Here is a 12,526-nt window from a genome sequence, read left to right on the forward strand (position 1 = left end):
CTGCGTCACGGACAGCGTTCGTCCGCCATGCAGCCTGTTTCTACTACCCTCGCTACGGCACTGTCGGTGGTTTGCGCGGCAAACGCCCACGCCAACGCGGCGGACGCTCAGAAAGTGCCGCCCGGTTTCGAAGACATCGCGCGTGGTCAGATCGAGCAGCTTGAAATCCGCCTGCTCGACCGCTCGCTCGGTGTGTTCCCCGTCCGTGTCGATCCCGACGAGGTACGGCTCGAACAACCGGAGGCGGTACTCGAGGCGATCGAAACCGGCGATGCGCGGGCGAGTGCGGAGCGGCAAGCCATCATCGACGCGCTTTCCGTCCCGATGGCGCGCAACGGTCATCTCGCATGCAAGACGTCTCCGTCTGCGAACGGGTGCGGCTATCTCGACACGCAGACGGCAGCCGTCATCTTCAACGACAGCGAAGGCGCGCTCGATCTCTTTCTGAACAAGAATTGGCTGCCGCAACCCGATGTCGGCGGCGACCTGTATCGCACGCAGAGCGCCGACGCGGAGAATGCATTCGTTCATCGGCAGACGATCAATTTCACGAGCGGCCGCGCATACCGGAACCTGAGCGTCACGGGAGCCGGCGCGCTTGGCGTCATGACCAACGGGTTCGTTGGCATGAACTGGACGATGTTCAACGCGGAGAGCCAAGGTCAATCGAACACCCGCCTGTCTTTTGACAACCTCTATTACCGATACGACCTCAGCCGCCGATACTATGGCCAGATCGGCCGTATGGATCAGCGTTACCTGTCCAGTGCGCTAGGCGGCAACTTCGGCTTTACGATGCTGCCGCTCGGTTCGTTCGACGGTGTGCGCGTCGGCACGACGCAAGCCTATCTGAACCGGAATGCGGCCGCGCGCGGCACGCCGATCGTCGTGTTGCTGCCGCGCGATGCGCGTATCGACGCCTATCGCGGCAGTCAGCTGCTCGGAACGTTCTACCTGAACTCGGGAATCAACACGCTCGATTCCTCGGCGTTTCCGGAGGGCCGTTATTCGGTTGAGTTGAGAATCTACGAAAGCGATGTTCTCAGCCGCACCGAATTCCAGCATTTCAGCAAATCTGGCGGGGACTTCGCCGACCGCAGTACCCAATGGTTCGTGCAAGGTGGCCGTCAGACCGGAGACGATCAGGGCGCCGACGACCCAACCGGCCCGTCGAAGCGGTTCAATGTGCAGACCGGCGTGCGCGTCACGCTGCCGTTCGACCTCGCGCTCACGTCGGGCGTCGCTGCCGTCGGAGGCGCTCTATACAACGAGACTCGCGTCGACTGGCGACACAGCTTCCGTCACGGGACACTTGATGTGTCGGCGGCTTACTTCGCCGGTAACGATGGGTCGCGCGGCAATACGCAGCAGATCAACTTTACCAACGGCGTTTCGTGGATGGTTTCGCGGTATCAGCTGCGCGGCACGAGCTGCAACGGCGCGCAGTATTCGGCTGCACGCGATATCGGATGCTACGACTCGCTGAGCGCAACGATCAGCTTTCCCGTCGCCGGGTGGCAAGCCACGACGGCTTACAACTTCAACCGGTCGCTTGGACGTCGTCTGTCGTATGGATGGCCCTCTGATGCGGGTCTGCCTGTTCGTCCCGACGGCCATGAGAGATCAGGCGATAACGTGTCGCGCGCACTCCAGGTGGCGCTGTCGCGCACGTACAAGTGGGGCGGCGCCATGGTCAACATGCGGGTCGGCGCGTATTACAGCCGAAACAGCGGTAATCGCCCGCACGACATGGGAGTGCTTGCAAGCGTGACGCTGTCGGCGGCGAGCCAGCCGCCGACGTCGAGCGGCATGACCACGTTCACATCGGCGGGTATCGACCTGCGGACGGTCCGCTCGGGCGACATGCAGATCGGTTACAACGCAAACCGCACGTGGAACTGGCAGAACGGCACGAACCGGGAACTCGCGCTGGATCTGAACGGGTACCGCGACGAAACGCTTTCGGCGTCGGTGCGTGGGCGCATTGATGGACGCTATGGAAACCTGAGCATGACCGCGGGCGGATCGTATTCCCGCATGACGGGTGGAATCAATCCGTCGTTCAACGGAACCTATGCATCGTCGCTTGCGATCGGTTCGCCGGGCATGTTCGTCGGACCGGATGCGGGCCAGGGCGAGCCGGCGGCGGCGCTCGCGGTTACCGTCGACAAGCGCGACGATGGCCAGGCTGCAGGTGCCGCGGAACTGGTCGTCAACGGCATGCGGCCGGTCACGCTCGGCTTCGGCTCGCGCGTCATGATGCCGATCGAGGGTTTCAGTTCGACTTCGGCGGAAGTGCGGGACAGTGCCGCGCGCGAAGCCGCGGTCACCGCAAGCGTGAAAAGCGGGGGCGGGGTACGCCATTACTTCATGATGCCGGGCAAGATCGTCAGCCGCGACGTCGGCGCGAGCGTGACGTATACGTATGTCGGCCGGCTGCTTGGGCCGAACGGTGTCGCATTGTCCGGCGCGCGCTTATTGAACGCGCCCGCCGCAGCCGCGGACGACGACGGCGGCTTTCTGATCGAGCTAGGTTACCGGCCCGATACGCTTTACGCGGTGACGTCCGACGGCGTATTGAGTTGCCCGGTAAAGGTGCGTACGCGCCAGGACGTCGTCATGCTGACCGGCGACATCCGGTGCGAGTCGATCGACCAGGCGGCGCTTCCCGAGCAGTTGCGCAAGCGATCTTACGCGCAGCGCCTGTTGAAGATCGTGCCGGCCCTGCACGCGCATTTGAGCGCATCGGACGTATCGCGATGAAGTCGCACGATCAGCTCGCTTGGCCAATCAGTATCACGACTGCGGGCGTGTCGGGGACGGCATGGCGAGAGCGCTCACCTCTGCCATCGTGCGCTCGCCACGTGCCGAACCGATATCGGCTCACGGATGTCTCGACTATCAAACACCATGCTGAACATGAACATCTGTCTCACCATTTTGCGGGCACTGGATCGACTCCGGTTCCATTTGTGCTTTGTCGTCGTGGCGGCGGCCATGGCCTTGTACAGCGGCGGCGCTTTCGCCGACGACGGGTGGATCGCCCCGAGCGACAAACACGAGATCGTTGACGTCGAGTTCGATCGTTCCTCGCCGCCCGCCGACAAATACATCTGGAACAAGGAGATTGCTGTTTCATGGACGACTGACCACGCGCAAGACACTTGGGTATGTCTGTCTGAAACTGATCCTGCCACTGGCGCATGCGCAACACGGCCAACCACCGAGGATATATTTGGAAACACCACAATCCCGATTCTCTTTACGGAAAGACGCAGTAAAATGACTGCAATCCTAACGATATATGCATACCGAACTCCGTGGATGTTCCACAAGTCGACTTGCGGAGACGGATGGGCTCCTGAAAATACGGCGCTCAATTCGAAGCGTTGGGACTACTACTGTGGTGGAAATAAACCATTCGGTGTGGGCATCACCGCATGGCTGCCGGGCAGCGAGATGGCGAAGATCCCGAGCGGTGGTGTTTGGGAGGCTAATCTGAAACTCCGCTTGCTTAGCGTGACCTGGAAACTGCTCGCCAACCATTCTGCATCAATCACCTTGACCGTCACTGACAGAAACAACATCGAAGTCTATCTGCCTGCATTCGGCAGTGCTACGCCGCTCGTCAATCTCAATCTGCGCAGCCAACCGATACCAGGACAAGCCGGTGGCCGCATCGACGGCCGCGCGACGCTCGATGTCTGTCTGTACGACGGGCACAACGCCAATAGCGACGCCTATCAAGTCACGCTTTCCGACACGGTACAAACGAGCGGCCGTGCACCGGAGCTTTTTTCAGTGGTTCGCGACGGCGGCAACGCGTCGAACAGCAGGGATCGCGTGGACTATGCGGTCGCGCTGACCTATAACGGCGAGCGATTGTCGATGCACAACGGCGAGACGGTCCGCCTTCAGGGTGTCAACCGGGCTGAAGTTCGCCAGGTGCGTCTGCCGAACATACAGACCCCGGTCCTTTGCACGCCCACACCGCTTGAACTCACGACCCCTGCGTTCAATCAGATCGACAAGGTGTCGGGGCATTACACGGGCACGCTGCGCCTCGTTTTCACGACGCCGTCTTCCAGTCTCTAGGTCTTCGTGGGCGCGTGTGTCGGACGGGAGCGCGATCGGGGTGAGAACATCAATAAGTGGAATGAAAAATGATATCGAGAAAGCTGAAGATCGCCATGGTGTGTTATCCGAACATGACGCTCCTGGATTTGCTCGGACCCGAGACGGTATTCAGCAGATTCGCGGATATCCATCTCGTCTGGAAGACACTCGAACCTTTATCTACGGACACGAACGTGTCGATCAATCCGAACTGCACGTTCGCCGATTGCCCGGACGATCTCGATATCGTGTTCGTGCCGGGCGGCCCAGGTTCGATCGCGATCATGTCGGATACCGAAGTGTTGTCCTTTATTCGAGAAAAGAGCCGCGACAGCCGATTCGTCACTTCAGTCTGCACCGGATCGCTGATTCTGGCGGCGGCGGGATTGCTGAAGGGCGCGAGGGCAACGACTCACTGGTCGGTGCGTGACGAATTGGCGATGATGGGGGCAATCGTGGTGAACGAACGAGTCGTCGTTGACGGCAACCGGATCACGGGAGGCGGGATCACGTCCGGTATCGATTTCGGACTGGAGGTCGTCGCGCTGGTCATTGGTGAAGATGCCGCCAGGGCCACCACGCTGTTTCTTGAATACGACCCGAAGCCTCCGTTCGCGAGCGGTACGCCAGAATTGGCCGGCGAAAAGGTCGTCCGAATGCTGTCACCCGAGATTTCGCAGGTCAAGAAGGGGATTGCCGAAGCGATAGCGAAGGTAAATCGCCTCGGATTGGGTAGGGTCGATTGTTGACCGAGTGGATCCGTATCGATCAACGGCATTGCACGCGAGGCCATACGCCGGAAACCGCGGGGCTGTTCAAAGCTGCCCCCTTCACGAGCCTGCCGTAACGTGCGTGGCGCGCGCCCGATCGCATGCTCGCAAGTTTCAGACATCGACATCCCGTGGTTCATGCACGTCGGACATCAGGATCGTCGCGGCGTCATACGTCGAAGATGCTCGGCGTCCCGAGCCCCGATTCGTACACGATCTGATAGAGATCCGCGTCGCGTTCGACGCCAAGCTTGTGCATTGCCTTGATCTTCTGCGCACTGATCGTCTGTTTCGTGCGATGAAGTCGCGCGGCGATTTCGGTTATCGACATGCCCGACACGTAAAGCCGCAGCACTTCAAGCTCGTTCTTGGTCAGATCGTTTTTCCCGCGGCTGCCGCGCACGCTGCGTTTCGGGCGGCTTACGCCCGGCGACATATACTCCGAACCGGAGCGCGCGGCGTAGATCGCCGAGATCAGGTGCCCGATATCGTCTGCCTTGCTGACGATCCCCTTGACGCCGATCTTCATTAGCTTATCGGTCAGCGCGATGCCGTCGAACGCGGTGAACACGACGATCGGCAGATCCGGATGATGCGACCGGATGTAAGTGAGCATGGTGAGTCCGTCGTTGAACTTGCCGTCCGGCATCGTGAAATCGGTAATCAGCAAGTCGCATGACTTCTGAGACAGCAGTTCGACGATCTCGGTCGAATTATTCGCGGCACCGACGATCCGCAACGAGCGCAGGCTGCGCAGCGCCGCTTCGATGCCGGTCAGCACCAACGGGTGGTCGTCCGCGATCAGCACGTTGAACGTGGTATTTGCAATCATGGCTGGTCTCTCCGCTCTTTTGATTTCGAAAATCAAAATTTAGCGGCGAGAGTCCAGGCGGGGCGTCTGACTTGTCTTATTGTTCTTGAAAACATATGGGACAAGTCTTATATTGCGTGGCGATGGGGGCTGGATGGCTGACGCATCCACGAAATGCATGACCGCTGCGTCAGCCGTTGCCCTTCGTGCCGGACGCGGCGAGGCCGGTTTCGTAGGCGTACTGGAACAGGTCCGCGTCGCGTTCGATACCCAGCTTCTTCATCGCCCGGATCTTTTGCGCGCTGACCGTCTGCTTTGCACGATTCAATTGCGTGGCGATTTCGCTGATCGACAGGCCTGACACATAGAGCCGGATCACCTCCGCTTCGCGTGGCGTCAGAGGTTGTGTCGGGGGAGACGCCACCGCCGGCGCAGCAGTCCTCGCCTGCACGCTCGGCGAATAGTACGTCGCACCTGCGTACACCGCATGCGCGGCCGCGATCAGATGATCGACATCGTCCAGCTTGCTGAGTACGCCCTCCACACCGCTTTTCGCCATTTCCTGCAGCATCGCCGGATTGTCGATCGTTGTCAGCACGATGATCTTCATGTCGGGCCACGTGCGACGCATGTAATGCAGCATCGGTAGTCCATCGACGAAGTCGCCGCCCGGCATCGCATAGTCGGTGATCAGTACGTCGCAGACCGTGCGTGCCAGCAGCGCGACCAGTTCGTCCGTGCGTGCCGCCGTTCCGACGATCTCGATCGTCGGCGCACGGCTCAGTTCGTGGCGCACACCCGATAGCACGGTAGGGTGATCGTCCGACAGGATCACGCGGATCTTCATGGTGGCAGGGCGGAGGTCAGTGGGCTCAGGGCTTTTTATGGGATAAGGCGCGGCTAGTTTACCCGAGCCGGCGGTCAGTACCGTTGTTGCACGACGTGGCGCCCCGCGGCGGCTCGTCGGGGAATACACTGCGCGCATCGTTGCATTGCATCACCGGGACCTCCATGCCATTTCTTCGACAGACACTGGACGAATTGCGGCGCTATCACCGACTTCTGATGGTCGGCGGACGCTGGGCCGCGGTGCTCGTCATGACATTCGCGCTCGTTTTCGAGGCGACCTACCTCGTCCAGACGCACATCGCGGACGAGGCGCAGACGTTTGCGATCGCGCATCGGCTTGTTCGAGGCCGCATCAACGCGAATGAGCATTCCTTCCTCAACGGGGTAGTGCGGGCCGAGCTGTCGTGGGACGACGAGCGGGCGGCGCCGCACGCTCTCATCGAGCAATTCCGCGCGAATGGCAATTTGCTGCGCTGGAAGCCATTCGCGTCCGAGCGGCTCGAAGTATTGATCGCCGGTGCGCCGCACGCGGCGCCGGCCGATGCAACGCTTGAGCGTGCATTCGCGTTTGCGACACAGGTGGGGCGCGCGAACGTCGCGACGTCGAGAGTGCTCGGGCGATCGATCACACAGGTTTTTTTCAATGCGGACCGCAGTGTCGTCGCGATCATGCCGTCGTCGGATGTCGCTCACCCCGAGCGGCTTGCCACGGTCGAGGGCCGCGCCGACTTCACGCGCGAACTGACGGACGGCACGGAGAAGCTTGCATTCGACGCGCCGAGCGAACTCCTCGGCACGGCGCCGAAAGCCTACTGGGTACCACGGCTCTATGCACTGCCGACCGGCCGCAAGGTGCTTCAGCTTGCATCGCCGGTCATGTCCGCGGGCAAGGTCGAAGCGGTGCTCGTCAGCGAGATCGATCCGGACGACCTGCTTTGGCCGATTGCTGGCGGTACGCATGACGGAATGTTTGCCATCCTGAGCGATTCCGGCGAAATCGTCGCTACGGCGTCGCAGCGTGCGCCGGGCCGCGCGGAGCTGGATTTCGTTTCGAACTGGCGTCGCGGGCATCGTCTCGATGCCGGCAGCGTGACGGCATACCGGACCGGTGGCCGGTTCGTGCTCGCACAGCCGCTCGGCGACAGCGGCTTTTCGCTCGTCTACACGTACTCGTGGCGTGATGTCGCGGCAGCGATCCAGGCCAGGGCGCTGGCGGCTGCCGCGATCGCGCTGACCGGGCTTGCCGTGATCTGGCTGCTGCTCTATCAGTTGAATCGGCGTGTCTTTCTGCCGATGTACGCGCGCTCCGAGCAGGTGTTCGAAAGCGAGCGCCTGAGCCGCACGGTGATCGAGACGGTGCCGGTCGGCATCGGCCTCGTGTCGACCGGCAGCGGCGAACTGCTGTACGGCGGCTCGTCGCTGCTGGCGCTGAGCGATCTGCTCGACGGCGGAATGCCGCGCTTGCTGGGTGAGTTGTCGAAGCGGTACGCGCGCCTGCAGTCGGCGCATGGCGGTGAGTCCGATGAAGTGTTCCAGGAGGACGTCGCGCTACCCACGCGCGATGGCGGCGAGATCGCGCTGCAGGCCCGTTTCGCGAGAGGCCGGTATCTCGGCGAGGACGTGCTCGTTACCGCGTTTGTCGACATGACCGCAAGCAAGCAACTGCAGCAGCGGCTGCGCGACGCGAAGCGCGCGGCCGACCAGGCGAACGCCGCGAAATCCACGTTCCTCGCGACGATGAGCCATGAGATCCGTACGCCGCTCAACGCGATCCTCGGCAATCTCGAGCTGCTTGCCCATTCGTCGCTGAATCCGCTGCAGCGCGACCGCCTGCGGACGATCCGCGCATCGTCGAACGGCCTGCTCGCGATCATTCAGGACGTACTCGACTTCTCGAAGATCGAGGCCGGCGAAATGCAGTTCGAGTACATTCCATTCAACGTCGCCGACGTGATGACGCGTGCGCTCGTGATGTTCGCGCCGGTCGCGCAAGCGAAGGGTGTCGCGCTATACGGCACGTTCGGCTCGTCGATCGATCAACGAATGCGCGGCGATCCGGCACGCCTTGCGCAGGTCGTGCACAACCTGCTGTCCAATGCGATCAAGTTCACGGCCGACGGGAAGGTGACGTTGACCATCGGATATGACGTGCCGCTCGACGGGCCGCAAACGGGCGCGATGCTCGTCGTGAGCGTCGCGGACACAGGCATCGGGATAGGCGACGCGCAGCGCGAGCACTTGTTCAAGGCATTCGCGCAGGCCGATTCGTCGATTTCGCGGCGCTTTGGCGGCACGGGCCTTGGTCTCGCGCTGTGCCAGCGGCTGACTGCCGGGATGGGTGGAACGATCGGATTCGACGGTGAAGCGTGCGCAGGCAGCTGCTTCACCGTGCGCGTTCCGCTCGATCGTGTCGATCCGGCGCGGGCGCACGTCGTGCCCGATGCGCGGATCTTTGCCGGCCAGCGCGTGACGTTGCTGGCCGCGGCCGACGAATGGCATGCGTGCGCCGTGCCGCTGATGACGTCATGGGGTATGGAAGTCGAAGCGGCGCATCATCCGGATGAAATCGCGGAAACGAGTGGGCGCCTGCTGGTGATCTACGGCGATCGCAGCGGCTGGTCGGCGCAGAGCGAGAACCGGCACGTCGAGGACTGCGCCGCGGTCGTCAACTGCAGCGTCGATGGCCCGCTCCAGCCGATGCGCGTCGGTCGCGTGCTGACCGTGTCGTGCCATGCACCGGCCGGATTGCGCGCGGCGCTCGACCACGTGCTGAACGGTAAATCGCTGGCGTCGCCGGCGGCATCGCGGTCGAATGGCGACGCGGCCGCCTCCGACTCCGACGCGCAGCCTGCACGGCGTCTGGGGCTGCACGTGCTGGTTGCCGAGGACAACGAGGTCAATCAGCGTTTGCTCCAGGAGCAACTGTCGATGCTCGACTGCTCGGTTCGAATCGTAGCGGATGGCGTAGAGGCGTTGCAGATGTTGTCGGACCAAAGCTTCGACGTCGTGCTGACCGACCTGAACATGCCGCGCATGGACGGATACGTGCTTGCGAGGATCATGCGCGAGCGCTGGCCGCGCACGCCGATCGTTGCGGTTACCGCGGACGCAACCGTCGACGAGCATCGGCGCTGCACGGAACTCGGCATTCGCGCGGTCCTGTCGAAGCCGCTTTCGCTGGGCGGACTGGCACGCATCCTGACGCAGATCGCCGACCGGGCCGACACTGCCGGCGCGCAACAGGGCGACGCGGATGACGGCGATGCGCCACTAGGCGATCGCGCGATCCCGCCTGCCGTTGTCGACGCATTCCGCCGCTCGTGCGCGAAGTCGCTCGACGCATTGCGCAAGGCGCTGACGTGCGGCGATGCGGCAGCGATGCTGGCGGAGTTGCATTCGCTGAAAGGGGCGCTTGGCGTGTTTCAGCAGCGCGAGTTGGGGCTACGATGTGTCAGGCTCGAGCAGCAGATCCGGACGGACGGATTGGTCGGCGCCGGCGACGCATTGCAAGTGCTCGCCGATGCGCTCGCACGGCTGCTGGAGCCACGCAACGGAAAGTGATGTCGCTGAATCGCCAGCGGCAACACGCTCGTGCATCCAGCACGGCTTTTCAGGCGAGACTGCGCCACCAATCAGGCGTTGCGTTCTCCGCCGCCGCATGTATCATTCGCCCTTCTTTGAGACATTCGTCAGCCGCTTTCGTGTAAGTGGCTGATAAATAGCGATAATTTCCTGACATTTGAAGGGCTGAACAATCCGCGCCATGGAAACCTACGACATCGCCGTGATCGGCGCGGGCGCCGCCGGGATGATGAGCGCCGCCGTCGCCGGGCAACTCGGCCGCCGCGTGGTGCTGATCGATCACGCGCCGCGGCTCGCCGAGAAAATCCGCATCTCGGGCGGCGGCCGCTGCAACTTCACGAATCTCTACGCGGGCCCCGACAACTACCTGTCGTCGAATCCGCATTTCGCACGCTCGGCGCTTGCGCGCTATACGCCGCGCGACTTTCTCGGGCTGCTCAAGCGCCATCACGTCACCTGGCACGAAAAGCACAAGGGGCAGCTTTTTTGTGATCACGGCAGCGACGCGATCATCGACGTGCTGAAGCATGAATGCGATGCGGGCGGCATTGCCTGGCGCCGGCCGGTGGTCGTCGACGCGGTGCGCCACGCGCCGGCCGACGGCTTCACGCTCGACACGCAGCAGGCGGGGCCGATTCGCGCACGCGCGCTGGTCGTCGCCACCGGCGGCTTGTCGATCCCGAAGATCGGCGCGACCGACTTCGGCTACCGGCTCGCGAAGCAGTTCGGCCACAAGCTCGTCGATACGCGGCCCGCGCTCGTGCCGCTCACCTTTGCGCAGCAGGACTGGGAGCCGTTCGCGGCGCTGTCCGGCGTGTCGCTGGAAGTGCGCGTGTCGACCGGCGACAAGAAGCGCGGCGGCGAATTCGTCGAGGACCTGCTCCTGACCCATCGGGGCCTGTCGGGCCCCGGCATCCTGCAGATTTCGAGCTACTGGCAGTCCGGCGACCCCATCCGCATCGACCTGTTGCCGCAGCGCGACGCGGTGGCCGACCTGCTCGACGCGAAGCGCACGTCAAAGCGCCAGATCGGCTCGCTGCTCGCGGACTGGGTGCCGTCGCGCCTCGCTCACGTCTGGCTCGACACCCACCGCGTCGCGGCCGACGCACGGCTTGCGGACCTGCCCGACAAGACGCTGCGCCAGATCGGCGACGCGCTGTCCGGCTGGACGCTGACACCGAACGGCACCGAGGGCTACAAGAAGGCGGAGGTGACGAAGGGCGGCGTCGATACGCGCGAACTGTCGTCGGCGACGATGATGAGCGCTCGGGTGCCAGGACTGTTCTTCATCGGCGAGGCGGTGGACGTGACGGGCTGGCTCGGCGGCTACAACTTCCAGTGGGCGTGGGCGTCGGGCACGGCGGCGGGGCAGGCGGCGGCGGAGTTTGCGCGGGGCGCGTGACACGGCTGCGCGGGCCGGCCATTGACGGAACCCGGCTCTTATGTCTTTGCGCGGCGCTCTGCTATACTCGTAAATCTTCCCTGCAAACCTTTATTCGTGTCGGATCATGACGATCATTCGCGTTAAAGAAAACGAGCCGTTCGAAGTCGCCATGCGCCGCTTCAAGCGCACGATCGAGAAGAACGGTCTGCTGACCGAACTTCGTGCGCGGGAGTTTTACGAGAAGCCGACCGCCGAGCGCAAGCGCAAGAAGGCTGCCGCGGTGAAGCGTCATTACAAGCGGATCCGCAGCCAGACGCTGCCGAAGAAGCTGTACTGAACGATTGAGCGCCGCGCGGTTCGCTGAGCGGCGCACCGGCGAGCTCCGCACGATCGGCCTCGGTCAGGGGCCGCGAGTCGCCGATGCCGGATTCGAGCAACCCGCTTGAGACTTAGTCCCAAGCGGGTTTTTGTGTTGACGCCCGTTCGCGGGCGTCGAAGTCACGTTTTCATCCCGGGTGAAAGATGAGTTTGAAAGAGCAGATCAGCGAAGACATGAAGGCCGCGATGCGCGCAAAGGAAAGCGAGCGTCTGGCGACGATTCGCCTGCTGCTGGCCGCGATCAAGCAGCGCGAAGTCGATGACCGGGTCACCCTCGACGACGCGGGCATCACCGCCGTGATCGACAAGATGATCAAGCAGCGCAAGGATTCGATCAGCCAGTTCCAGGCCGCCGGCCGCGACGATCTCGTCGAGAAGGAGCAGGCGGAACTGACGGTGCTGGCCGCCTATATGCCGGCACAGCTGTCGGACGACGAAGTGGCCGCCGAAGTCCAGGCCGCGGTCGCTGCAACCGGTGCAGCCGGCCCGCAGGACATGGGCAAGGTGATGGGCGTGCTGAAGGGCAAGCTCGCGGGCCGGGCCGACATGACGGCCGTTTCCGCGCAGGTCAAGGCCGCGTTGTCGAAGTAAAACCCGCTTCCCGGCGCCGCATGCGCGTGCGCCGGGGCGTCGTAT

The 12,526-nt window shown here is 63.0% G+C and carries 9 protein-coding genes; 7 read left to right on the forward strand and 2 right to left on the reverse strand.

Annotation, left to right across the window (positions count from 1 at the left end; all coding sequences use genetic code 11):
- The first annotated feature begins 27 nt into the window (after positions 1-27).
- The 3 genes from WI26_RS18185 (at position 28) to WI26_RS18195 (ending at position 4,865) form a co-directional block, all read left to right on the forward strand.
- Positions 28-2,763: a TcfC E-set like domain-containing protein gene (locus WI26_RS18185; RefSeq protein WP_069226730.1), complete on the forward strand. Its 2,736-nt coding sequence runs from the start codon at positions 28-30 to the stop codon at positions 2,761-2,763.
- 147 nt (positions 2,764-2,910) lie between these two features.
- Positions 2,911-4,095, forward strand: coding sequence for a CfaE/CblD family pilus tip adhesin (locus WI26_RS18190; protein ID WP_069226731.1), 1,185 nt, complete (start codon positions 2,911-2,913; stop codon positions 4,093-4,095).
- A gap of 68 nt (positions 4,096-4,163) precedes the next feature.
- Positions 4,164-4,865, forward strand: coding sequence for a DJ-1/PfpI family protein (locus WI26_RS18195; RefSeq protein WP_069226732.1), 702 nt, complete (start codon positions 4,164-4,166; stop codon positions 4,863-4,865).
- Positions 4,866-5,055: 190 nt separating this feature from the next.
- Here WI26_RS18195 and WI26_RS18200 read toward each other — a convergent pair whose 3' ends face one another.
- Both WI26_RS18200 and WI26_RS18205 read right to left on the reverse strand, forming a co-directional pair.
- Positions 5,056-5,718, reverse strand: coding sequence for a response regulator transcription factor (locus tag WI26_RS18200; protein ID WP_059595286.1), 663 nt, complete (start codon positions 5,716-5,718; stop codon positions 5,056-5,058).
- 169 nt (positions 5,719-5,887) lie between these two features.
- Positions 5,888-6,544, reverse strand: a complete 657-nt coding sequence (locus WI26_RS18205) for a response regulator transcription factor (RefSeq protein WP_059595287.1) — start codon at positions 6,542-6,544, stop codon at positions 5,888-5,890.
- Positions 6,545-6,708: 164 nt separating this feature from the next.
- On the opposite strand from WI26_RS18205, the gene WI26_RS18210 reads away from it, so the two are divergent.
- The 4 genes from WI26_RS18210 (at position 6,709) to WI26_RS18225 (ending at position 12,481) form a co-directional block, all read left to right on the forward strand.
- Positions 6,709-10,107, forward strand: a complete 3,399-nt coding sequence (locus tag WI26_RS18210) for a hybrid sensor histidine kinase/response regulator (RefSeq protein WP_081334297.1) — start codon at positions 6,709-6,711, stop codon at positions 10,105-10,107.
- A gap of 202 nt (positions 10,108-10,309) precedes the next feature.
- Positions 10,310-11,530 carry an NAD(P)/FAD-dependent oxidoreductase gene (locus tag WI26_RS18215; RefSeq protein WP_059510102.1) on the forward strand — a complete coding sequence of 407 codons (1,221 nt, stop codon included), beginning with the start codon at positions 10,310-10,312 and terminating at the stop codon, positions 11,528-11,530.
- Between the two features lie 106 nt (positions 11,531-11,636).
- A complete protein-coding gene (gene rpsU, locus WI26_RS18220) occupies positions 11,637-11,849 on the forward strand; it encodes a 30S ribosomal protein S21 (protein ID WP_006479415.1) in 213 nt (70 codons plus the stop codon).
- Between the two features lie 185 nt (positions 11,850-12,034).
- Positions 12,035-12,481, forward strand: a complete 447-nt coding sequence (locus WI26_RS18225) for a GatB/YqeY domain-containing protein (RefSeq protein WP_069226734.1) — start codon at positions 12,035-12,037, stop codon at positions 12,479-12,481.
- Positions 12,482-12,526: the final 45 nt, after the last annotated feature.

Origin of the sequence: Burkholderia diffusa (genome assembly GCF_001718315.1) — a bacterium.
Taxonomy (GTDB): domain Bacteria; phylum Pseudomonadota; class Gammaproteobacteria; order Burkholderiales; family Burkholderiaceae; genus Burkholderia; species Burkholderia diffusa_B.